Source organism: Paenibacillus sp. N3/727 (assembly GCF_022637315.1).
GTDB lineage: Bacteria > Bacillota > Bacilli > Paenibacillales > Paenibacillaceae > Paenibacillus_AQ > Paenibacillus_AQ uliginis.
In genome coordinates this window covers 774,800-800,157 of the sequence record NZ_CP093336.1, presented here as the reverse complement: position 1 = coordinate 800,157, position 25,358 = coordinate 774,800, and the positions used below count along the sequence as shown (strand labels likewise).

Sequence of the window (25,358 nt, the reverse complement as noted above, 5' to 3'; positions counted from 1 at the left end):
CCCTTTCGTTCTAAATAACCGTCTGTTTACAACAACTACAGCGCGTATACTCTTGCTTCATAAGGCTGCAGCGTACTTGTGTTATTGTGATCTGCATAGTTGGACAGCAGTAATGTCGCATCCGCCAAGTTCAGTAGATCAGCATCTTTACCAAGCTTTGCAACCGTATCGGTCAAGTTGGTGATGACAACAACTTTCTGATCATCTAAAGTTCGGGTATAAGCGTAAATCGCCGGATGATCCGGCATGATCAGATCATAGGTACCATAAGTGAAAATATGGTTTTCCTTCTTCATTCGGATCATCTTCTTATAAAAGCCCAGAACAGAATGTTCCTTTTGAAGCTGATCCTGAACGTTGATATCCTTATAATTTTCGTTCACACCAAGCCAAGGTTTGCCTGTCGTAAAACCTGCATTTTCTTCCGATGACCACTGCATTGGCGTTCTCGAGTTATCACGACTGGATGCCCAAATAATCTTCATAATATCTTCGTGAGGGACGCCTTCCTCCCGTTTTTGCCGGTACATATTACGATCTGCTACATCATCGTACTCTTCAATAGAGTTAAATTTAACGTTGGTCATTCCAATCTCTTGTCCCTGATATATAAAAGGAGTTCCCTGCATCAGGAAGTACATTGTCGCAAGAGCCGTTGCACTCTCATATCTGTACTCGCTGTCATTTCCCCAAGTAGACACAGTGCGCGGCTTATCGTGATTCTCGATAAATAGGGCATTCCAGCCGATACCTTCCAGAGATTTTTGCCATTTGGTTAATGTGTTCTTGAGCCCTAGAATATCCAGCTGATTTCCTTCGTCGGTCTGCTTCCAAAGTCCAAGATGCTCAAACTGAAACACCATATTAAACTTTCCTCTAGTTTCACAGATCCAATCCAGGAGATCCTCCTGATCTTCTACGTTGACTCCATTGGCTTCCCCGACCGTCATAATGTCATACTTGGCAAACGTTTCTTTTTTTAATTCCTCCAGATATGTCTGTACACCCTTAACATTCATATGCTTCTGGAATGAAGGTACGTATTTTAAACCCAGAGGATTATCCATATCCATGAGCCCATCTTCCTTATGAATATGACTGATGGCATCTACACGGAATCCGTCTATTCCTTTATCCAGCCACCAGTTAATCATCTGGTAAATGGATTGCCGAACTTCCCGATTAGCCCAGTTGAGATCGGGCTGCTTTTCCGAGAATATATGAAGATAATATTGTTCTGTTGTTTCGTCATATTTCCAGGCAGAACCACTAAAAATACTCTCCCAGTTATTTGGTTCTTCGCCATTATTGCCATCTTTCCAGATGTACCAGTCCCGCTTCGGATTGTCTTTAGAAGAACGGGATTCCACAAACCACGGATGTTCATCGCTGGTATGATTAATGACAAGATCAATGATTAGCTTCATTCCTCTGTTATGGACCTCGCCAAGCAGTTGATCAAAATCCTCCATCGTTCCGAACTCATCCATAATATCCTGATAATCACTGATATCATATCCATTATCATCATTTGGAGACTTGTACATCGGACAAATCCAGATTACATCGATACCAAGATCCTTAATATAATCAAGCTTGGATATCATGCCTTGTAGATCGCCAATACCGTCTCCGTTGGAATCCATAAAGCTTCTAGGATAAACTTGATACGCTACAGCTTCTTTCCACCACTTTTGTTGCATTATCTCTCAAACCTTTCCAATACCAGTCTAAGCATCACTGCGAATGCAGATTATTCTTCCGATCGCTGTTGCCCCCAGATTTTCTATTATGTATTTAAATGTTGAAATTCGGGGACAGCTTATTCTTCCGATGCGAGCTTTCCTGCGGAAAGCTTTCGGGCGAACGCTGTGCTTCTCCAGAATAATTCCGCCTTCTCCGTTGATGTTCTTCTATTTTTCAAAAAATTTAAAAGGGCTGCACCATGACACACAAAGTGCAGCCCCAAATAACAGTATGCTCTATTCCTTAACTGAACCAACTACGATCCCTGAAACAAAATACTTTTGCATGAAAGGATAAATCAACAGCAAGGGCAACGTAGAAACAACAATTTTGGCGGAATTCAAGGTCCTATCCGAGATTTTTGCATATTCAGCCAACTTCGCTGGATCCGTTATGTTCTGAACTTCCACACTTAGTTGTTGAATATAGGTCTGTAACGGATAATTCGAAGTTTTGTTGATATACACCAATGCACTGAAATAATCATTCCAATGACCGACTATGGTGAACAACATGACCGTGGCAAGCGTAGGCAATACCACTGGCAAATAAATAGCTGATAATATTCTCCACTGTGAGGCTCCGTCAATCTTAGCAGCTTCCTCCAAAGATTTTGGAACGGCTCGGAATGCGTTCATAAGCAAGATCATATTACCAATGGGTACAGCCCCCGGCAAAATCAAAGCCCAAATGGAATCGAGCAGATTAAGCTCTTTTACCACCATGAATGTTGGGATGAGCCCACCAGAAAACAACATGGCAAAAATAACGACATTCATGTACACTTTTTGCCCACGGAATTGTTTTGAGCTTTTGGATAATGGGTAGGCCATAAGGATCATCAGTGTCATATTGACACCGAGACCCAGTACAACCCTCTCCACTGAGATCATAAATGATCTCCAAAACTGAGAGTCTGACAACAACTTTTCATATGAGCTAAATGTGAAATTCACCGGGAAAATACCTACTAAGTTTGCGGATGCGGCTGCATTATCACTTAAAGAAATAGCTACCATATTAAGTAATGGAAAGAGACAGGATAAAGTAAGCGCCAATAATACGATCCAGATGATGGCGTCTGCAAAGCGGCTTTTAACACTATGAATTGTAATGAGAGACACCACCTAAATTAGAAAATACGATAATCTGTCAGCTTTTGAGCCAACTTATTCGCAGATAAAATCAAGATAATTCCGACAACGGAACGTAAGAGACCGACTGCTGTTCCCAGACTATATTGTCTTTCTACCAGACCTACCCGGTACACATACGTGTCGATGATGTCGGCAGTCTCGTAAACCAAAGGATTATAAAGATTAAAAATTTGGTCAAAACCAGCGTTCAATACATTCGGCAGATTTAAAGTTGTAACAAGTAGAATCGTAGGTAATAAGCCGGGCAACGTGATATACCATAGCTGTTTGAATCGATTTGCTCCATCAATGGATGCAGCTTCGTACTGCCCCGGATCAATCGAGGTCAGAGAGGCCAGATAGATGATAGATCCATATCCGAATCCCTTCCACACATCGGACATCACCAACATCGATCTAAACCATTCATTACTAGCCATAAATAAAATCGGATCTATACCAAACCACCCTAATATTGCGTTAATCGGACCTTCATAAGAGAAGATGTTCATTACTACGGTAGCTAGTACGGCCCATGACAAGAAGTTAGGCAAATATACTACGGTTTGCATGAACCGCTTGGCAAATTTCATACGAATTTCATTCAAGAGTAATGCAAAAGTAATAGAAACGAAGGTGCCCACTACAATTTTCCAGACAGCAATGACAATCGTATTGATGAAAATTTGTTTACTGTCTGGAATTTGCAACATGAACTTAAAATTTTCTAATCCCACCCATTCAGAACCTTTGATCCCTTTAGCTGGAACGTAATCTTGAAAAGCCATCACGATGCCAAACATAGGGATGAATGAGAAAATAATCAGGAATATCATACCTACTCCAAGCATGGAGTGAAACGCTAACTGATCTTTTTTATTCTTCATAAAGAACCATCTCTTTCACCATCATTTCGAGGCAATCGCTTCGTTAACTTCCTCCGTAATTAAATCGCCGCCTGTTTTCTTCCAACTATCGACAAATTTATCGAAATCATCAGGAGTCTGCTCTCCAGTAATAATCTTCAGATACATTTCAAGCTCCATTTTCATTAACGTAGGCCATTTCAAAGACATGGATTTCGTACTTCCGAAGAAAATTGGATTCACTTCTTTGATATTGGAGTTTTGGACCAATTTAGCTGTAGCAATATTCGATGTATATCCAGCCCATCCGTTGGAATCTACTGCATTTCCATTCTTTGAATCTTCCAAATATTTTTTGTATGCTTTATAAGCAGCTTTATCCGAATTGCTGGTTAATTTGCTATCATCGCCTGTTGTTAATGCGTCTTCCATACTTCCAACATTGCGGTAAAATGCATCATAATAGTCAATGTTGACTGCAAGCGGAGATCCACCAACACTATAAGTGCTGTAATCCTCAAATTCCTTTAAAGTAGTTTCGTCCTTTTCCTGATACCGCTGAAAGTCGAACTGAAGGCTAGCGATTTTAATAGCGGCTTCAGGATGGCTGAACCCTTTGCGAACAACCAGATAACTGCTGGTAGGTTTTCCGGTGAACATCGTTACCGAGCCGTCCTCCGATTGTGGAGCAACGTAAGGAACCCACTCTGCATCCGGATTTAGCTTGAGAGAATCAGCCACTGTCCAACTACCCCACCAGTTGTCCAAGAACGAGCCACTTTTTCCGCTAGTAAGCAGCGCCTTACGGTCATCACCTGTACGGACAGCAAACTGACGATCAATGAGCCCTTTTTTATACATGTCCGCTACTTTGGCAAGGGCAGGCTTCATTTCTGGCTGTATGGAACCGTATACTGCTTTTCCACTTCCATCATCAATCCATTGTTTCGGGAATGCTCCATATAATGCGAATATGTTATTGATTTCATATTGTCCACCAGAAATTCCGACAGGTTGTTCATTATCGACAACAAGACCAATCGTCTTTCCAGCTCCATTTCCACCAGGATCTTTTTCTACAAATTGGGTCAAAATGTGTTCGATATCTTCCATTGTTTTAGGTTCTGAAAGCTCTAATTTCTCCATCCAGTCTTTGCGCAACCACAGGATACCTGGACCATGAGAAATTTCAGTGGTTGGCAGCGCCATCAGCTTATCGTCAAACTTTGCAGTATCCAGAACACGACCATCATAAGAATCATAGATTTCCTTGATTCGGTCACTAGCTGTGTTTTCATATGCAGATGTGAGGTCCTCAATTAGATCATTTTCGTAAAGTTGTACCAATGTTTCACGATCAGGAACGACCATAATATCTGGAATTTCACCACTTACGATGGCCATCGAAACTTTTTGCTGATAATCTGTACCGTCATTTGCCTCAAATGAAATCTCATTTTGCACGTTAAGCTTGTTCTTGAGGTATCTTGTCCATACATTGTTTATAGCATTGTCGCTCTCATATGGCGTACCTTTAAGCGAAGTATAATTGCCTGCCGTTTGACCTACGGAATAGGTAACGGTTTCAGGATAAGGAGCAAAAGGAGTTGTCTTGGCTTCCTTCCACGCCGGGTCATTCATATCAATAGCGGATTCTTCTGCAGGTGCGTTGTCAGTTTTTGAACAACCAACCGTAGCAAGAACCAAGAGAAATGCTAATGCAATAAAGCTAGACTTTCTTAGTTTAGACATGACAAAATCCCCTTTAAGTGATTTGCTATTTAGTGGTAACGATTTCAAAACGCCGGCTTGTTTCAAATTGGTTACACTATTACACTCTTATACGTTTCTAATTCTAATATTTTTGCTTCACGATCGTATATATGAATAATTTGCGCTTTACACAAATTTTTTACTCAGTTTAACAATGACAGCTCCTTCTATTTCATTCGTTTTGAAAAGGCTTATAATAAACTATGATTAATAACGTTTGAAAAGAGGATACGAATGCTAACCATTTTAATTGCAGATGATCAACAGGAAGAAAGAGAAGGCATCGCTTTTCTCATACAAGAACTTGAATTTCCTCTTAAAATTGAGTTTGCAGAGAACGGAAAAAAAGCGCTCGAATTTTTGCGCCATCAGTCTGTCGATATATTGTTTACCGATGTTCGAATGCCACTTATGGATGGATTGCAGCTTACCAAAGAGGCACTAAAGCTTCAACCTCATTTGAAGGTTATCCTATTTAGTGGTTTCGCAGAATTTGAATATGCTAAAACCGCCATCTCCCTGGGCGTGTCTGATTACCTTCTCAAGCCAATCAATGTGGATGCATTTCAAGATACAATGGAAAAAGTCATCCATGAAATAACGGAACAAAAACAAGTAGATGAAGCAACGAATATGAAACAAACCTATGTCAATAAACATGTACTGTTCACTCTAGTCAACGGCATTGGAGAACCGCCTTCTTTGAAGGGGGTTTCATTGGATCTGCCGGATTGTTACCATAGAATGCTGTTGCTTGAATTTGAAAAAAACTTCTTTGAACATGTCGGACCGGAGTTCGAAAGTTTCGTCCTTTCTCTATTGGGCACACCGGCTGATTATATAAATTTGAATGGATATCAAAGTCTGCTACTATTTCCCGAAGCTAAGGTGCCTTCTCGCTTTTCCTATCGTGAAATGGCAGGACTCATTCATGAAAGCATTCTAGATACATTTAATTTGATCTGCTATGTAGCAGTTAACGAGAGACCCATAGCTATTGGAGATTTGGCTGCAGGACTAAACCAATTAGAGCAGCTGATGGAGTACAGATTTTTCTCACCGGACCATTTTGTATTTGAGGAAAATGACGATAACTTTTATTATTCCACTGAAACTGAATTATCTGATAGCGCTATTTTGGATACTATTCGGACGAATATTAAAAACCGGGATATATTCGGTCTTAAGGCAAACACAGAAATTCTTTATCAAAAATATGAAAAACAAGTGCAGTTTTCTCAACTGTATGTGAAGTATATGTTTTCTAATCTCTATCAAGAAATTGTAACTCACCATATGGATGTTTCCGAAATGGAGCTAAATCACGGAATTGAGAAAATTTGCAGAGCTGAAGATATCAGAGATATAAAAAAAATTATTAATGAGTACGTCTTGCGGCTTGAGGAGGAATGTACCGACTCCGAATCCTCTTTTAATCGAGATATTGCTTACATCAAAAAATATATCGAAGACCACTTTGCTGACGATCTGAGTCTGGATTCTCTTGCTGCCAAAGTATATTTATCACCCCATTACCTCAGTTCTATTTTCAAGAAGAATATGGGGTGTGGTTTGAACAAATTCATTAAAAACGTACGAATGCAGAAGGCGAAGGAGCTGTTAACAAGTACTCATCTCAAAGTTTCAGATATATCCAGCGCCGTTGGATATCGAGATGTATCCTATTTTTGCCAAAATTATAGAGATTTTTATGGTCGTACTCCTGAAAAATTCCGGCAGTTTATTGTAACAGGAGAAAGAGTATGAAAGTATGGCAAGCGCAGAAGCAAATCATTCGCGATCTGAAATTTCAAACCAAAATCAAGCTTGCTTTTCTGCTAATCAGCTTGATTCCTGTTATTGTTTTGGGAGGATTTTGTTTTTATGAAACCAAGTCTCTCTTGTTGAAGCAGTCAGAAGCTGATATGAATGCGAATTTGAAGCAAAGTGTTCAATCTGTAAACAATCAACTGAATACCTACAATAAAATAATTACATTTTTGAGCTTTAATCAGGAAATCATTAATGCCGCTAGTCACACGTATGACAGTGCTTATGACATGTATGATCAGTTAAAAAATGTGATTGATCAGAATTTTTTCACAGCCCGTTTTCTGAATACAGATATCGAACGAATTACTCTGTATACGGGAACCAATCTACCTAAACATGGAAACACAGTTATACCTATTGAAGAAATCACAAACACTTATTGGTACCCACAAGTCATGAAAACAACGGATATCCTTTGGTTTTTTGAAGAAAATACTATTTTCAGCGTTGGGCGCATTTTTAACACAAAACAAAAAGATCCGAAAGATAATATTTTGTTTACACAAGTAGACTATGCTTCCCTGTTTAAATCCTTTGAGTCCTTACAATCCAATGGAGCAGAGATCCTCGTAACAGACTCAAACGGAAATTCTGTCTATTCATCGGAAGGACTTAAGGGATATTCCAATATTAATACCGCTAACAAATCAGTTGATGAGTTGAGTTGGGATGGAGAGAAATACGCCGTTTTGCAATCTATGATTCCAACCTCTGGCTGGAATGTGTATTTATATAAGCCGATAAATCTCATTACCGACTCTGCTTGGTTGATTATTGTGACGATTGTACTGATTATGATAGCCTGTATTATCGCCGTAGCTATGGCAGGCACCTTTTTTGCAAGAAAAATGATGTCCCGAATTGATCATCTGCATAAAAATATGAAACAAGTTGGGAAAGGCGTATTAGAGGTTACGGTCTCAAGTGATTCTAAAGATGAAATCGGAGATTTGATCAGAGGTTTTGGTAATATGGTGGACGAAACTAAAGTTCTTATCAAAAAAGTGTATGTCGAGGAAATAGCGCGTAAAGAGTATGAAATGAAGGCTCTTCAGGCTCAAATAAATCCCCATTTCCTTTACAACTCCCTCTCTCTTATCAATTGGCGGGCCATTCGGATCCGTGCGACAGATATTAGTGAAATGGCTCAGCTTTTGTCCACGTTTTATCGAACGACCCTTAATAAGGGCGACAATATGATCTTAGTCTCGGACGAAATTCTTAATATACAATCCTACATGAGTATACAGCTCATCATGCACAGCAATAACTTCGATGTGGAATATCAAATCGATGAGGAGATTCTTTCTTGTCACATGCCTAACTTAATGCTTCAACCTCTAATTGAAAATGCCATTATTCACGGGATTGAAAATAGAGAAGAAGGTGGCGGGAAAATCTGCGTTTCAGGAAAACGGGAAGATCAGTGCATTGTTTTTCAGATTAATGACAATGGAATTGGAATTCCGCCAGATCGACTTCCTCATTTACTAGTAACGAAATCCAAGGGCTATGGACTTAAAAATGTACATGATCGAGCCAAGCTAATGTATGGACAAGAGTATGGGTTAACCATAAACAGTATCGTTGAGGTTGGGACTCAGGTGACGTTGAGGATTCCTATGGAGAAATAGAGACGCTACGAGTACGAATCGTTCCTGCGATCGCTCTTGCCCCCGAATTTCCTGAATGATTCTTCAACGGAAGAAATTCGGGGACAAAGGCGAACGCTTCGCTTCTCCGGAATCGCTTCGTCCTCTCCGCTGCTGCGTGCGTGTGCACTAAAAAGCAGGTCGCCCAAGGAGGAATCCTCGGGTGACCTGCTTTACTTTTTCCCAAGTAAAAAAACAACCCTGAAAGATATAAATATCTTCAAGGTTGTTTTGGATGTACCACAATCTAAACTTAAACTTTGTCAATGATTACGCCATTAAAACCTAAAGATTTCTTGCAAAACTGATTCATATGGCAATGAGCGAAACCCAGTCCTTATGTGTAAATGTTGTTCTCCTCTAACAGATATATGTGCGTCTCGCTGATACCTTAATCGCTTGTGCTATCAGTTCTTTTGATAGGGTTCTCTTCATAAATAATTGGATACGACTGACTTCCGAGCAGCATTCTCCGCCCCTGGAACTCATCATACAGATTAATGCGAACCGCCCCTCCACTTACGTTTTTGCGGAAGTTTCCATTCAATGGAATGGAGTATGATTTATTGTTCCCCGTGGTCAAATCGGTGCCGAATGTTAAAGTCTTCTCCGTGGATTGTCCGGTTGGATCAATAAGCTCCATGATGAGCTTGTGTTCATAAGGGCCTGTCTCGTAATCGCTATTTCTGGAGAGGTTATAATGAAAAACGGTATCGAGCATATTTTTCCCTTCGCTAAGCGTAGCTTCTCCTCTCGTAATGGAGAGATTGTACGGAAACAATTCCACATTTCGCAGATTCGTTGCTGGTTGTATCGCTCTAGGGCTAAGTGATAATCCCACGGTATTGATAGATCCAATAGCTGCCGTTGATTCTTCCCCCAAATCTGTCAGCTTTCCGTTGCTTACACCTTCGCCGACATACAGTGCAAGCTGAGACGTATTCACATTCAGCGGAAGCTTGCTCCAGACCGTAACCAGATTTTTTCCATTCGGGCTTGTTTTGTTGGACGATTGACTAACCTCTGCCTCAAAATACTCGTTTTCCGGTGATTTATAGTAAGCAACCAACTGCGCTTGCTTGGATTGACGTGTTTCCTGACTGGCCATCTCCAGTTCCGTGTAAATCAGATTGGAGCTGCTGTCATGGTAAACGGTAGTCATGCGTTCACGGACTTCTGCTTTCTTGCCCGGTGTATGGATGCGATAAGAGTCACCTGCAGCAACCTGGTTCATCACATTGTTGAGCGCACGGGTATTTAGCGACAGAAACCTCGTGACGTCCTCTCCTGAAATTTCCTGAAGCTCAATTCGTAATTGATTGAAATTATAGGAATACGGTACATTGGCAAGTACATATAGCTCTACGGTTTCATTAGGCGCCAGAGTCGTTTGCTCATTCGGTACCACGATTTGAGCTGTACTGCTGAGGTCGCGCATTCCTGCCTTAACTGCAGCTTTGAGCTCAGGCAGCTGCACGGTCGACATTTTCGTATTACGAATGCTGATTCGGGCTACAATTTGATCCCCATCTCCCCAAGGCTGCCGCTGATATGAGTTCAGTTTTACGCCGAATGTTCCATGATCGTTCTCGATAATATTCTCTAAGCCCAGATGGCTTTTGCCTTCCTGAGCATAAGGAATTTTATAACGGGCTGCCGGGAAGCTGATCTTTCCTTCCACAGCAGGCTCAGTTAATTGCAGTTGCAGCATATTCTGTTTCATATGTAGTGGCACATCTGCACTGAGATCAATGAGTTTCTCCTCTAGCGGCTTCAGCGTAACATTGTCGAGCGCCTTCGCATTCACCGGTATGCTATAGCCTTCAGCCGTTTGAATGGAAAGCTCATAAACCGGCAGCTTCACTGATTTTTCACCGAGATTTTTAACACGGAACTGAAGGCTCCATTTACCGGTATCGTTCTCAGCAAATACGGAAGCATTTTTCAACTGCGTTTCAATCGTATGATGGTTAACAGATATTTTTTTGATGGCATATTCAGCCACAGGCACATCCACGGTAACAGCGGGTAGCTTGAAGGTTTTTACCGGGAGCGTCATTTTCAAAGCTTCATCTTCCTGCGTGAATTGCAGCGTCATATTGTCTGTTTTAAGATTGGGCGGAACCTCTGCTAGATAATAAATCGTCCTCTTCTGTCCTGGCTGAATCTTGAAGCTGTTCCCTGTATCATCCTCAGGCGCAAGGTCAAATACCGAGCCGCCGGCTGACTTCAGATGTACTTTATATCCAGGATCGCTTAGTACCTTCGTTCCTCCGTTTGCGAGATTGACCCCGACCCTCATATACACTTTCCCACTATGTTTCATTCGTTGCAAACTTTCCGTCTTGACCGTAACAGGCTGCTGTTTCATCATCATTTTTACACTTTTTCCTTTAGCCACGGCCATATCCGAAGCTGCCGCAGGAAGCTTGAACGATTGCAGCGGAAGGTTTATTTTCAAAGCTTCGTCTTCTTGGGCGAGCTGCAGTGTCATACCATTCGTTTTCATCGTGGAAGGAATCTCCGTCCAATAATAGATCATTTTGCTCTCCTGAGGCTGCAACTTGAAGCTCGTGCTGGCCGAATCGGGGATGAGCTCAAACACCGAGCCGCCAGCCGACTTCAGATATGCTTTATATCCTGGATCGAGTACTTTTGTCCCCCCATTCGAGAGCCTGAGTCCCAATTTTATATACACTTTTCCATTGATTTTATAGCTCTGCATAGTATCCGCCTTGGCCGTAACAGGAAGATGATTCATCGTGATCTTCTTGCTCTTGCCTACAGGAACTACAGTTGAATACTGAGCCGGAATCGTGAATTCCCCCAACTTTTTCTCATAATTGGCACTGTCAAAATCCCATCCGAATATGGAAACCTTAAATCCGTGAACCTGTGCAGATTGTCCAATGTTCACATAGTACGTCATAGATAGGCTGCTGTTCGCAGGCACCGTCCTTTTACCAGCATCACTCGTAACTACTTTTCCTTTTACGATTGCGCCACTTGGCGTGGAAACCTTAGAGAAATAATCGATTAGATCTAATCTACTGCCACTACTGTTACTGTAACGAAGCGTGTATACTAGTATATTCCCGTCAGGCTGAGCAAAAATATCCATACCCGTCAGCTTCACATTGACGCTCTGCTTCAAAGTAACCGAGCCCAGTTTATCCAGTGTCAGGCTAGACGCGGCTGCTGCAAATTTGGAAAGTGACGAATCTGCTGCGGAAGCCCCGTACACGTCAACGACAACGAATTGACTCAACACCGCGGCGCTGAGCACCATTGCCACACATGTCTTTTTTGGCCTGTTCATAAATGTACCTCCCTGTTCGTTTTCCTATTCGTTTAAATTGGTGGTTGCCTGGTTCTGGATCAGTTTGCTAGTGCAATCGAATCTTATCGCCTTCTTGCAGCGGATCACTGCTATTAGAAATGATCGGTTGATGCTCCATTAAACCCTCTACTGCCGATTGGGCTTCATTCGAATCAATGATCGTAATGTAGGTTTGTCTAACAAAAAAACTGTTTCCAAGCGGCCCATTTCTTTCCTCAACGCTTAATACGTACGATTTGTCCCCCTCTTTGTGGATTGCATCATTGGGAACAATCATGGCATCACTCATCGTTTTGATTAACTGAGTTTCAGCCTGCTCCCCACCCTTCAAGTCTTTATCTTCAAGAGCGATAACTAGTTGCTTCATCGCTTTGTAAATCGTTGTGTTTTCACCTTTTCCTGGTTCACTAAGCGGTTCAGTATCTTTAATAGCCTCGATTCTCCCCTCTACTTGTCTGGTATTACTACCTCCTATTCGAACAAATAGCTTTGCTTCTTTTTCCAAATCAGCAATTAATGAAGCAGGAGCCGCAAACCCAAACTCGAAACCGAGGTTCACATTGGCGATAATGACATCCGATTCTCCTTCGCTTGACCCAAGTCCTTCCACTGCGTTGACCTTCGTAACGATCCCGTCAAAAGGAGCTACCAATTCGCTATTTTCTTGCAAATCCTTCTGAAGTCTCTGAACTTTCCGTCCTTGAATATCGACATCTATTCCGGTCATCTTCATATCGTGTTTAGCTTTTGCGATTGCTTTCTCATCGCCACTACTCGAAGCTTCCTTATAACTATTTTGCTGATCCTCTAACGTAAGCTTTAACCTACTCAGATTTGCCTGCTCATCCTCTATCTGATGCTCGATAGTCTGTTGATTGTAAACAACAAGCACCGCTCCTTTTTTAACAGGTTCGCCTTCCTTAACATGGACCTTCTCAACTTCGCCTCCCGCAGCGCCCGTTAAAGCCGTTTCCTCTCGCCACTTCACAGTTCCCATACCTTGAAAAGTATGTTGTAGTTCCCCTCTTCCCGGTGTTGTAACTACAACCTTAGGCAACGTTAACGCCATTAAAGTATTACTGAACAACGTAAATGCAACGAGTAGCAACACAAATAAGCTAAAGAAGATACGAATTCTCCTTTTGCGTCCAGATACCGTTTCACTGGCAGGTTGCATTTCCATTCATATCCCCCCGTAAATAGACTAGCCTTTAACCCCTGATAGCTGAATGCCCTGTACAAAATAAGACTCAGCGTACAAATACAACAGCACCATCGGAGTCATATATAAAACAGATGCAGCAAAGGCGACGCCCCTTGCATCTTTATTAATGTGCGACAAATACAGCGACAACGGTTGTTTAAATGCATCCTCAAGAAAAATAAGCGGCTGCTCGACCATATTCCAATTATCAACGAATAGTAGAACGACGAGCGCAGCAATACCGGGCTGAACAAGCGGGACAATAATTTGATAAAAAATTCTCAAATGCCTCGCCCCATCTATTTTGGCCGCTTCGATATAAGAATTAGGAATATGCATTATGAACTGTCTGAGCATAAATACACCGAAAGCACTGAATATACCCGGCAATATAATTGCTGAGGTTGTATTCATCAGCCCCAGCTTATCGGCAATGATATAATTGGGCACGAGTGTCACTTGAAATGGCATAAGCATAGTTAAAACATATAGAAGGAATAACTTGTCTCGTCCCGGAAACCTCAGCTTTGCAAACGCATAGGCAGCTAATGACGCAACCAGCACTTGCAAAGCAATAATAGGTACGACCATAAACACAGAATTCCATAACATATGGAGGAACACAGGTTTGTGAACCAGCACCTCCGCATATTGACGGAAAGATACCCAATCAGGAAGCAGCTTTACATTAATAAATCCGTCCTTTTCCCCTGCTTCAATATTGATCAATTGGCCAATGAGATGATAGTTATATTCGATTTCGGCCTCCGTCATGAATGAGCTCACGACTGTGATCACAATCGGTAACAGCATCATCATAGCCAGCACACCCATAATTAACGATAGAGTAAGCTTATGAATGAAAGTCACTTTTCCCACCACCTTGCCTATTCCATGGAATCCCTAAAACGACGTTCGACAGCTAACATCATCATTACAAAAATAAGAATGCAGCATACCATTAACACAGCAGCAGCAGTCAGTTTCTGAACATCGAGAGAAAGAAACATGTTGTTCATATAATGTTGCAACATATAAATACGGTCATGTGGATAATCGCCTGCAATCAGATACGTTTCGCGAAACACTTTGAATGAATTAATAATAGAAATCAGAAAAACAAAAACCATCGTCGGAGTCAAATAAACAAGTGTAATATGGAACCATTTATGAAAACTGCTCGCTCCTTCGATATCTGCCGTTTCATAGTAGTCTTTAGGAATGCTTTGTAGTCCCGCTAGAAATAAAATGATGTTATACCCGATATTTTTCCACGTATATACGATTGCAAGCACACCAATTGACCACTCTGATTTCATCCAATCAATCCGCTCCAGACCAAAATTCTGCAGCCATGCATTTAAGGTGCCATTCCAATCAAATAAGATTTGCCAGATCATAACGATAGATGCTACTGGTACGACAAGTGGCAATACAAAAGCAGTTTGCAGCCAATTCCGAAGAAATAACCTTTTGTTTAACAACTGAGCAAGCAACAAAGACAACACGATCATGAGCGGCACGCTCACACTTGTGAACAGAAACGTATTCGTTGCTGCCTTGCGGAAAGAAGAACTTGCAAGCAATGCATCGTAATTATCAAATCCAACAAATGAACCATCGACCGTACTATCCTGGAACGAATAAAGAAATCCCATGCCGAACGGAACGAGATAAAAGATTGAAAAACCGATCAGGCTTGGTGCCAGAAACAGAGCTGCAACGGTCCAGTCTTGACGCAGCTTACCCCTCATTTTTCTCCAGAAAAGATTGCCTTTCACCTTTATACCTCCTTCACCATTTCCGAAAGAGAGAATGAACCCTGCACCAACTGTTCAGGGCCCATCCCTATTTACTTTCCTATTCGTTTAATACAGTGGTCACCCTGTTTTGAATAAGCCCTGCCACCGCTTCGGGCGATTTTTGCCCAGTGAAATAAGCGTGGGACTCTTCTGTTATGATTTCATTGATTTTAGATTCCTTGAATTGTACGGGATACTTCGCGTTGACCAGAAACTTTTCCAAGTCGTCGATGTCCTCTTTTGTAATGTCATATATGACTCCTTTTAACGGTCCGATCGGCTGATCAGACTCTACTTTCCCTTTTTCCAATGCCTTTTCGGCAATCAATGCGTAGGACTTTTTATTTAATGGAAATCCCGAACTGCTTGCTGCATCCTTCATCTCTTCAGACATCATAAATTTCAAGAAGTGCCACGCCTCTTCCTTAACTTCAGACTTCGCGTTAAGGCCTACCGTTCGATATGTTCTAAAATAACCCCCTGCTTCCTGTCCGCTTCCATTCGGTCTTAAGTAAAGCTTAGACTTGAAATCAGAGTTATTCGGGTAAAATTGACTCTGCTTCAGCGCACGTACATAGTCGCCGGGGGAGTTAATTTGAGTTTCTCGAAAAATAACATTACTCGCTGCTGGATCAATAACTTTCTCATCCACTAAACGTTTTACTTCCTTAAGCAAATCGATAAAAGCAGTGGATTCAAAATTTGCTTTCCCGCTTTCTTGATCTACAAACGTTGCATACTGGTCGTTAACAAATTCACTAACAAATTCACTAATTTTAAAATCCGCTGTAATTATACCTGCAGATCCACCTACAGCTAGCCCCGATGCTCCACCGTTCACAGTCTTGCTAATTTCCTTCGTTTTGTTGGCAAATTGGCTCCAATTCCAATTACTGTCGTCGACTTTTACGCCACTCTTCTCGATCATCGTTTCATCGCCAATAAGCCCGTAAACGAAAAAGCCCATTGGCATTCCGTATAATCCACCATTTACTTTGATTCCTTCAAATATATTATTGAAATAGTCGTCCCTATTAAAAGTGTCGTCCTGATCCATCATAGTGCCCAAATTAACTAGCAGCTTCTTGTTTACGTAGCTCTCGGTTGGCAACTGATCCATCTCAATCAGATCAGGTCCTTTACCCGATAACATTGCCGTTCCTATCGTTTTCTCGTGCTTTTCCAGCTTAGCCTCAGAATCTGCATCCGTAGATTCAACATATTGAACATCGATTGTAATATGAGGGTACTTTGCTTCATATCTCTTCTTTGCTTCTAAGAAGAAATCCCCGTGATAAAAGGTAGAAATGACGATCGTTTTTTTATCCGTGTTGTTCTTCTTGCCATCCTTCCCATCCTTAGACGGCGTTGTCCCACTTCCTTCTTTCCCTGCCGAAGTGTTCCCTTTTCCCTCTGTAGATGTATTTGTTTCTCCCACGTTGCCATTACTCGGATTGCTGCACGCAGTAACGATGACCATAATAATTGCCATTAAAATAACAATAGATTTTTTCACGTTTGTTCTCCCTTTCTCGTTCATGCTGACTCTTCGTTCCACAGCTTCACTCTATCAGTATAGGGAGGAGATATATGATAAGTTAGATGGAGTTGTATTGAAGTTGTAAAAAATATTTACCTAAAAATGACAAGAGGCTAATCGCGTTGGCGATTAGCCTTCAGAATATAGATATAATAAATTGCTCTGTTTAACTTCATATTTAATGCTACGTATAGTAGCTAATGAGCGCCATAACATCCTTATTAAAGCCGACAACTTTTTGAGCCCTCACATCAACCATAACACTATATTTCAACTCATTACCGTCCTTGCTCGTATAATATAGCTCCGCAACATTGCCCCATCTGGTTATAGCGTTATTAAACGACAGATCGGACAACGAGTAGCTTCCCCTCTTTTCAATAAAAGGACTGGCTAACTCGATAACTTTAGCCAAATCTTCCTCGCTATAGCTAGGAAAACCCCGGACGATCCTTCCCTTTAAAACTTTTATGATATCCCCATCCTTGGCATTCAGTACAATTTCATAACTTTCCTGTGGGTCAGCCCGCTTGGTTAGCGTTGCATAATACAATCCACTAGAAATCGGCTCTAAATCCGCTTGATAGCGCCGTTTTACTTGCGGTATTTCTACCGGTCTAGGAATGACTGCGGATTCTGCGCTAGAGATGACTCTGGGTTCTACGCTAGAAATGACCCCGGATTCCGCTTCTCTAAGCAAATCCTTAATCTGATCAATAAACAATAGCTCATACTCGAGCTCTTCCATCCCTATATTTTCGCCAAAATACGTATTAACCGCATTTAGACTAAGTGTCTTTACAGCATCTTGAGAGAGCACGCCTTCATATTCCATTTCATTCGCATTCTCTTCCTTCGTGATTTTCTTTACCATTACGGTGTCTTTCGGAATCTGATCAAACACGCCCCCGCATCCTGTCATAAGTATCATGAATACTATACTTAACATAACAACATTAAGCTTGTTCATTTCTCCATTCCTCCCTGTGTATGGATAGGAGCGAACAAAACCTCGACTATTGTTCCCTCGCCTTCGGTACTCTTTACCGTAATAACGGCGTTATGAACATTCGCAATGCTTTGGCATATTGAAAGACCGAGCCCAGCCCCATCCCGGCTTCTTGTTCGAGATTTATCCACCATGTAGAATGGTTCAAATATGTTATTCTGATGCTCCATAGCAATCCCAATCCCTTGATCAATGACTTCAAGGATACAACTACCATCATGCCATATTGTGCGAAGTATGATAGTCCCTTCCTCGTCAGAGGCTTTGATCGCATTATCCATTAAATTAAAGATTAACACTTTGATCAAACCCTGCTCCAATTGAAGCTCACCGTGCTCGCATTCGAAGATGATTTTCACTCGCTTTTCCTGAGCCATCATAGTAAGCGTAGACTGCATCTCTACAATGATCGATCCCAAATCGTGCCGCTCCAACTGAAAATTGTCGCCCTGCATCATAATCAAGTTCATCAGCTTTAAGGACAGCGACTCTAAGCGTTTTCCCTCTGAATAAATAACATTCAGACCTTCCAGAAACAATTCTTCGTTATATTTCGTCGTCCTCATAAAATTAGAGTAGGCGATAATAGAGGTAAGCGGCGTCTTTAATTCATGCGTAAAATGGTTTATAAATCGTTGCTTTTGTTCATTATTCCGCTCTAGATGGGTAATTTTGTCCTCGACTACGCCAGCCATAACGTTAAAGTTGTGAGCCATTATACCTACTTCATCTTTTGAATTCAGATGAACACGTTCTGAGAAATTACCCTTCGCAATAACTTGAGCCGTCCGGCTTAACTGTTCAATCGATCTCGTCAGTCTACGACTAACAAAAAACATAAATATCATAAAAACGATACAAGCCGCCACATCCACTTTTATAAAAAATTGATATTGTTCTACACGGTCTTGATATACGGGTGTAACGTCCATCATGTAAGTAAATAGATAACTCTTCCCGTTAATGTCCGCAATGTTGGATGTAAACAAAATGGTTCGATCATCGATATCCCGCAGTACATAGTTGATCTGATCGACACTCACCCCATCTAGCTCCGAGCGTTTTGACGGCATTTGAAAATCAATATTGCTAAAGATTTCTCGGCCTTCCTCATCTCGGATATCCAAATAAGCACCCGGATTTTTGCTTACAAATTCATTGGAAATTCTCGTCAACACTGTTTTCTCATAATCAATCGAATCATAAATACGGAAAATCGGCACAACCGCATCGACGGTGGAATGAATACTCATATTTTGGCTTAGCGCACTGTTAATCTCCCCTTGGAGCATTCGAGTATGGCTCCGCTCGATGACCATAATGGAAGCAGCATTGAAAACAATAACGAATCCTAGAATAGAGAAGACGTAAATTTTTTGCCAAAATTTCATCCTCTCAATCCTCCAACCGATAGCCAAGCTTATAAATCGTTTTAATATAATCTTGCAGCTCTAGCTTTTTGCGCAGCGTTTTTATATGCATATCCACTGTTCTTGTTTCGCCGTAATAATCTCCGCCCCATACTTTATCGATAAATTGCTCTCTAGATAACGCGATGTTTTTGTTTTTCATCAGCACGACAAGCAAATCATATTCCTTGGGCGTTAGCTCCACAATTGCATTCTGTTTTGTTACTTCCCGCTTGTCTAAATCAACAATCACATTTTTGAATGCCAGTACACGTTCTTCTTTACCATATCTTCGTAATACCGTTTCTATTCTAGCAAGCAATTCAATCGCTTCGAACGGCTTCACCATATAATCGTCTGCCCCGAGCTTTAGTCCATTTACTTTATCGTAGACCGAGTTTTTTGCCGTCAAAAAAATAACCGGAATATTGTACGGCTTAATTCGTTCCATAAGTTCAAAGCCGTCCAGTTTCGGTATCATGACATCCAGCAAAATGAGATCGAACTTTTCCTGTTGCACTAGCTCAAGCGCAGCTTCGCCATCGTAAACCTCCATCGTTTCGTAGCTCACAATATTGAGATTCATTTTAATGATTTTGGATATATGAACGTCGTCTTCAACAATCAAAATCTTTTTGCTCATCCTCTGAATCTCCTAACACGAATAATAGTCACTATCTTAATGCTACGATAACGAAGCCGCATTAAAATTGCAACTAGACATGACAGCGGCCATTGAAGCTATGCAACTACACTTGTCTTCTCTAGCTTCACTTTCGTCTTTTTGTACGAAAATCTGAATTTAATTCAGAAATAAACGAAGGGTGTCCCAAGCAGCCATTTCATGGCTTTTGGGACACCCCCTTCGTCCTTTTCCATATCAACTAATGGTGATATTCTCACTTGATAAGTACTGTACCAACTAAAAGGTTCAAAGCCCCTTAGAGCCAGAAGGTTATTTGCGCACGACGGTATATCCTTTATCTCGAAGCAGTTGGATGACTCCATCTTTACCCAGATAGTGGGCTGCGCCAACTACGATAAAATACTCTTCTTTCTTATCGCTTTTCAGATAACCATCGATTTTATCGGCCATGCCAATATTCCGATCAACCAACATCGCTTTGTTATACTCTGGATCAACGGCCATGCTGTTGGTGAGCTCAAGCAATTGTTGGTCATCCCCTGATTTCCACATGTCGGCCATTTGGTTTATAGTGTCGTCAAGGGTGTCGAAGTTATCCAATGTAGCATTCAGATTCTTCTCTTGTAATTTATCGGAGAACCCATCGAACATGCCCAGCTGGGACTTATAGGATTCCAACTCCAGAACCGGTATTTTGCGTTCAACGGCTTTCTGGATGAAATACAGATCGATACCCGCAGCTGCTTCGTAACCTGCCGCTGCCGATTTAAGGCTGCTCATCGTCGTCTCGACAACCCAAGGCTTAAACGCATCTAGCGCGTTCGATTCCATTCCGTTCCGCTTCAGAATTCCCTCAACCTTCGCATACGTTTCCTTGGACACATGATCCTTCAGTGTTGTACCGTCCTGATACATCCCCATATTCATAATTAGCTTCTGTTGCTCTTCATTTGCTGCTTTACTAATATCAATCTCCACACCCAGATAGTCCGCTTCAACAAAAGCCTCTTCAATTTCCGAACGCAGCGGGTAGAAGCTGTCGTCCGCAATATGCATTGATCCTACCAGATATACGGTATTTCCGTTATTCTCCACTTCCCACATGAAACCGCGGGCGGCTTCTCCAGTTACTTTGGAGACAAGCAGCACGGTGCGGGATTTCTGATCCCAACGGACTTCGTAACCTGCAGCTTCACCAACGGTTCGGATCGGTGCATACGTCACACCATTAATCAGCTTCGTCTTACTTTTCAGTGCGATCTCCTTGCCGTCAATAACCACATGAATGGTGCCATTCTGTACATTTTTCAGCTTAACATTCAAGCTCTGAAGTGTTGTTCTCAGCGGTACCATCGTTGTTCCCTGATCCACAATAGGTGCACTCATTGCAAATTCAACGTTTTCGTTATCGACCTTCAAGGCCGGTTGCTGCGGAGCAGCCATTACCGGGGCCGCTGTTGCAAGCAAACCCACAGAAATCATGAGTGATAAGAGCGACCGTTTCCAATTTTTCATGTTTTAAGTTCTCCTTCTGTAGTAGATATAAAGTAAAATTCTGGCTCAATCTTATAATCAGTTCTTGACATAAAAGCAAAGTAGCGGAGGGGATGGAATCGATCTGAAGAAGCGAAGCGTTCGCCTGAAAGCTTTCCACAGGAAAGCTCGCTTCGTAAGCATACACTGTCCCCGAATTTTATCCACTTTAAAAGTTGATTCATAAGAAATTTGGGGACAACAGCGATCGTAAGAACGATCCATCCACGTAGCGGCTTCATTGCCTAATGCAAGCACTGATTTTGGACTTGAGTAAAAATTCTCGCAATATTTATTCTTTAATTACATCTTATAAGCTTTCATCGCTTTAACCAGTTCTTTGAAGGACGGACGTTTGCCGTACATCAGAACGCCGGTGCGATAAATTTTCGCTGACAACCAGCCCAAGATGAAGATCGATACGATGAGAATGGCAAGTGACGCAAGAATCTCCCACATTGGCGGATTACCCAATCCGATCCGTACAATCATCGAGGTTGGCGAGAAGAACGGAATGTATGCTGATACTTTCATCAGCGTTGAATTCGGAGCTGCCAGGCTGAAGATTGCGATGTAGAATGCAGCGAGCGACAGCATCGTAATTGGCATAATAGCCTGACCAAGATCTTCCGTACGGCTTACGATGGAACCAACAGCTGCGTAAATCACTGCGTACAGGAAGTAACCAAAAATGTAGAAGACGATACCGAACACCAGCAGCATAGGATCAATCGCGCTCAGGTTCAAATCCAGCGATGCAAAAGTATCGATATTGTGTGGCAGCATCAAGTTTACAACGAGAACCACACCGAAAGTGACAATCTGTGCAAGACCAAGCAAGAACATACCGATAACCTTACCAAACATTTGGCTCAAAGGAGATACACTTGTAATCAGAATCTCCATAATACGGGAGCTTTTCTCTGTTGTTACTTCAGAAGCGATCATGTTACCTGTTCCCATCAGTGTAACAAAGAACAAAATAACAAGTGCGTATACGACTGCATAATTGATAGCTTCTTCACCGGGGTGTTCACCGGCAGTCACACCACCTGCTGCTCCGCCCTTCAGATCAGCAACACTTTGAGAACTAATCTGAACGGGTGTGTTGATTTCATTAATTTGTGCGTCCGTCAGCGTCAATCCTTCAACAACGCTACGTGTTTTCGGTCCTTGAAGAGCCGCCTGAAGCGTGGACTGAAGCTCCGGATCAATTCCCTCGTCCTCCGAGCTGTATATAACTGCCGGGAATTTGCTTCCCTCTTGTGCTTCGAACTTAATGTAACCTTCGATAACCCCGTCTGCTACATCTTTATTCAAGACAGCTTCATCCAGCTTATCGTATTTGACCAACTCATAGTTTGTTGTAAGACCGCTCATCGTTTTGGTCAAATCTTCTGCAAGCTGTTGCTGCTGCTCATACACCAGACCGATTTTATCAGGCGCACCTGCTTTTTCACCACTAAACATTTGAATGATATAAGGAAGATTCACTCCGATTGAAATTAAAAGTGCAAAGATCAAGGTGGTGACGATAAAAGATTTGGTTCTCACCTTATTCATAAATGTAAATCGAATAACTGTCCACATACTATTCATTGGATTCACCTACCGCCTTAATGAATATTTGATTTAACGTTGGTTCCTTCACTTCAAACCGGTGTATGACGCTCTGTGACATCGCTGTATTCAGGATAGCCTGGGCCGCGTCCACATTGCTGATTCTTACAGAGTAGCCATCCTCTGTTCGGCTGACTCCAGTTATACCCGGCAGCTGCTCTAGGCCCTTCACTTCACTTGAAGTTCCTAGCAGCACCTCTTCACGGGGATAACCAGATTTGATTTCCTTAAGGTTACCCTTAACAACCGTGTTCGAACGATCCAAAATCGTAATGTTCTGGCACAGCTCCTCAACATGCTCCATCCGGTGTGTGGAGAACAAAATGCTCGTGCCCTTGTCGCGAAGTTCTTTAACCGTTGTCTTCAGCAATTCCACGTTAACCGGATCGAGACCGCTGAACGCTTCATCCAGAATCAGAATTTGCGGATTGTGAACCACAGCGGCGATAAAGCCCATTTTTTGCTGATTACCTTTGGAAAGCTCTTCAATCTTCTTATTATAATATTCCGGCACTTCAAAGCGATCAAGCCAATAACGAAGACTCTTATCGGCCTCCTTGGCTGACATTCCCCGCAATTGCGCCAGATACGAGATTTGCTCGCTTACCTTAACTTTCGGATACAAGCCACGCTCTTCAGGAAGATATCCCATAATACGACGCAGCTCTTTACGGTACGGCTTGCCATTGTACAAAATCGTACCTTCATCAGGATAAATAAGTCCTAACACCATACGCATGGTAGTTGTTTTGCCGGCACCGTTCGCTCCGAGAAGACCGTAGATCTCCCCCTCTTCCACTTGAAGTGAAATCTGATTGACTGCCGTTTTGTCGGCATAAATCTTAACCACATTTTCCAATTGCAATCGTTGCATTGTATGAACTCCTCTCTCCTATTCCTGCACTCCGGCAGGTTTATTCCCATGTATCCATAAGTTCAGCACTTCATCCAGCTCCAAACTGCGGGTCTGATGAAATGATATGCCGGCAGATTGTAATATTCTCTCGACTTCCAAACATTCCGTTGTAACAAAAGAGACGGTAGTTGCCGTTTCTTGTTTCCAACTTACAATGCCCGGCAATTCGCTGACCAGAGAAGCATCTCCTGTAACCCAGCATTCCTTCCAGTTGTCCAGCAGGCTATCCTTCTCTACCATACCGAGATATTTCCCGTGATGCATGAGGATAATATAATCGGCAAGCCTACGGATTTCATCCACAATATGTGTGGACAATACAATTGTGGTCTTCCCATCTTTCATGCAACTCCTAAGCTGTTCCATCATCAGCTTCCAGGCAAACGGATCCAGACCCGAAGAAGGTTCATCCAGCAGCAGTAGCTTGGGCCGAGGAGCCAGGGCAGCTGCTATTTCGAATTTCCGCCGTTCTCCCTTGGACATCTTGTTCAGCTTGACGCCGCGAGGAACGCCAAACTTGGATAGCAGCTCGTCAAAAAAGTAACCATCCCAGCTGTCGTACCAGGAAGAACGGAACGCGGCTGCATCATCAACCGTCATATATTTCTCCTCTATACTCAGCTGCTCCGGAACATAACCGATTTGCTGTCGGATTTCCAAGGGCAGACCTTTAGGAAAAAGCCTACCGAACCAGCTGATTTCCCCTTCATCTGGAAACACCGTCTGAATCATCATATTCAATATGGTACTTTTCCCTGAGCCGTTCGGTCCGACCAGAGCAATAATGTATCCTTCCGGAATCGACAGATTTAAGGGCCCTATGCTTTTGGTACGACGCCGTTTGATGATATTACGCATCTCAATCAACTGGGGTTCCATTGGCTTCACCTCCCTCTTGCCCATGATATTTCTGCTCAACAATTTCCATGAAGATCGATTTCAATTCTTCTTCACTGCAATGTACAGAGAGACCCGTATCGACTGCAGCCGTTAAAGCTTCAACAACGGTATCCCGCTTAAATCGCTCCCGCATCTGATCGCCGACGCCGGCAACGAATGTCCCAGTTCCTTGTCGCGTTCGCAGCAAGCCTTCATTCTCCAGGTCCTGATACACCCGCCGAACCGTTATAACACTACAGTTCAAACCACTGGCAAATTCCCTTATCGACGGCAAAAGTGTCCCCTCCTCGATCTGTCCGCTGATGATAAGTGACCTTAACTGCGTCTTAATCTGGTGATACAAGGGCTCAGCACTGTGCTCATTAATTTGAATCGGGATTCGCACCTCTTTCACCTCACCTTGTCTACATAATTCGCGGCGCAGCGAAACATT

General features: G+C 42.3%; 19 protein-coding genes. 2 read left to right on the top strand and 17 right to left on the bottom strand.

Annotated features, from left to right (window positions below):
- Window positions 1-35: 35 nt before the first annotated feature.
- The 4 genes from MNQ98_RS03620 to MNQ98_RS03605 form a co-directional block, all read right to left on the bottom strand.
- On the bottom strand, window positions 36-1,703 hold the full coding sequence (locus MNQ98_RS03620; RefSeq protein WP_241931956.1) for a glycoside hydrolase family 13 protein: 1,668 nt from the start codon (window positions 1,701-1,703) through the stop codon (window positions 36-38).
- Window positions 1,704-1,982: 279 nt separating this feature from the next.
- Window positions 1,983-2,861: a carbohydrate ABC transporter permease gene (locus MNQ98_RS03615; RefSeq protein ID WP_241933837.1), complete on the bottom strand. Its 879-nt coding sequence runs from the start codon at window positions 2,859-2,861 to the stop codon at window positions 1,983-1,985.
- 17 nt (window positions 2,862-2,878) lie between these two features.
- Complete coding sequence (locus tag MNQ98_RS03610) at window positions 2,879-3,769, bottom strand: ABC transporter permease (RefSeq protein WP_241931955.1); 891 nt, start codon at window positions 3,767-3,769, stop codon at window positions 2,879-2,881.
- Window positions 3,770-3,790: 21 nt separating this feature from the next.
- Window positions 3,791-5,500 carry an extracellular solute-binding protein gene (locus MNQ98_RS03605; RefSeq protein ID WP_241931954.1) on the bottom strand — a complete coding sequence of 570 codons (1,710 nt, stop codon included), beginning with the start codon at window positions 5,498-5,500 and terminating at the stop codon, window positions 3,791-3,793.
- A gap of 255 nt (window positions 5,501-5,755) precedes the next feature.
- Here MNQ98_RS03605 and MNQ98_RS03600 point away from each other — a divergent pair, with 255 nt between their 5' ends.
- Together MNQ98_RS03600 and MNQ98_RS03595 are read left to right on the top strand one after the other, a co-directional pair.
- Window positions 5,756-7,288, top strand: coding sequence for a response regulator (locus MNQ98_RS03600; protein ID WP_241931953.1), 1,533 nt, complete (start codon window positions 5,756-5,758; stop codon window positions 7,286-7,288).
- Window positions 7,285-8,988, top strand: a complete 1,704-nt coding sequence (locus MNQ98_RS03595) for a sensor histidine kinase (protein WP_241931952.1) — start codon at window positions 7,285-7,287, stop codon at window positions 8,986-8,988. Before MNQ98_RS03600 ends, MNQ98_RS03595 begins: the two co-directional genes overlap by 4 nt.
- 409 nt (window positions 8,989-9,397) lie before the next feature.
- Here MNQ98_RS03595 and MNQ98_RS03590 read toward each other — a convergent pair whose 3' ends face one another.
- From MNQ98_RS03590 to MNQ98_RS03530, 13 genes are all read right to left on the bottom strand, one after another.
- Complete coding sequence (locus MNQ98_RS03590) at window positions 9,398-12,325, bottom strand: hypothetical protein (protein ID WP_241931951.1); 2,928 nt, start codon at window positions 12,323-12,325, stop codon at window positions 9,398-9,400.
- 67 nt (window positions 12,326-12,392) lie between these two features.
- Entirely contained in the window at window positions 12,393-13,529 is a 1,137-nt protein-coding gene (locus MNQ98_RS03585; protein ID WP_241931950.1) for an efflux RND transporter periplasmic adaptor subunit, read from the bottom strand.
- A 21-nt stretch (window positions 13,530-13,550) separates the two neighbouring features.
- On the bottom strand, window positions 13,551-14,384 hold the full coding sequence (locus MNQ98_RS03580) for a carbohydrate ABC transporter permease (protein ID WP_241933836.1): 834 nt from the start codon (window positions 14,382-14,384) through the stop codon (window positions 13,551-13,553).
- A gap of 53 nt (window positions 14,385-14,437) precedes the next feature.
- Window positions 14,438-15,304 carry a carbohydrate ABC transporter permease gene (locus MNQ98_RS03575; RefSeq protein ID WP_241933835.1) on the bottom strand — a complete coding sequence of 289 codons (867 nt, stop codon included), beginning with the start codon at window positions 15,302-15,304 and terminating at the stop codon, window positions 14,438-14,440.
- A 106-nt stretch (window positions 15,305-15,410) separates the two neighbouring features.
- Window positions 15,411-16,868 (bottom strand): ABC transporter substrate-binding protein, encoded by a 1,458-nt coding sequence (locus MNQ98_RS03570; RefSeq protein ID WP_241931949.1) that lies wholly within the window; start codon window positions 16,866-16,868, stop codon window positions 15,411-15,413.
- Between the two features lie 208 nt (window positions 16,869-17,076).
- Complete coding sequence (locus MNQ98_RS03565; RefSeq protein WP_241931948.1) at window positions 17,077-17,862, bottom strand: hypothetical protein; 786 nt, start codon at window positions 17,860-17,862, stop codon at window positions 17,077-17,079.
- Entirely contained in the window at window positions 17,859-19,292 is a 1,434-nt protein-coding gene (locus tag MNQ98_RS03560) for a HAMP domain-containing sensor histidine kinase (protein WP_241931947.1), read from the bottom strand. The genes MNQ98_RS03565 and MNQ98_RS03560 overlap by 4 nt, the downstream gene beginning before the upstream one ends.
- A gap of 4 nt (window positions 19,293-19,296) precedes the next feature.
- Complete coding sequence (locus MNQ98_RS03555) at window positions 19,297-19,953, bottom strand: response regulator transcription factor (protein ID WP_241931946.1); 657 nt, start codon at window positions 19,951-19,953, stop codon at window positions 19,297-19,299.
- A 312-nt stretch (window positions 19,954-20,265) separates the two neighbouring features.
- On the bottom strand, window positions 20,266-21,471 hold the full coding sequence (locus MNQ98_RS03550) for a TraB/GumN family protein (protein WP_241931945.1): 1,206 nt from the start codon (window positions 21,469-21,471) through the stop codon (window positions 20,266-20,268).
- 321 nt (window positions 21,472-21,792) lie between these two features.
- Window positions 21,793-23,088, bottom strand: coding sequence for an ABC transporter permease (locus MNQ98_RS03545; RefSeq protein WP_241931944.1), 1,296 nt, complete (start codon window positions 23,086-23,088; stop codon window positions 21,793-21,795).
- The gene (locus MNQ98_RS03540) at window positions 23,081-23,983 is read right to left on the bottom strand and encodes an ABC transporter ATP-binding protein (RefSeq protein ID WP_241931943.1); all 903 of its coding nucleotides are present in this window, start codon (window positions 23,981-23,983) and stop codon (window positions 23,081-23,083) included. The genes MNQ98_RS03545 and MNQ98_RS03540 overlap by 8 nt, the downstream gene beginning before the upstream one ends.
- Before the next feature lie 18 nt (window positions 23,984-24,001).
- A complete protein-coding gene (locus tag MNQ98_RS03535) occupies window positions 24,002-24,904 on the bottom strand; it encodes an ABC transporter ATP-binding protein (protein WP_241931942.1) in 903 nt (300 codons plus the stop codon).
- A complete protein-coding gene (locus tag MNQ98_RS03530; protein ID WP_241931941.1) occupies window positions 24,885-25,310 on the bottom strand; it encodes a GntR family transcriptional regulator in 426 nt (141 codons plus the stop codon). Before MNQ98_RS03530 ends, MNQ98_RS03535 begins: the two co-directional genes overlap by 20 nt.
- Between the last annotated feature and the right edge of the window lie 48 nt (window positions 25,311-25,358).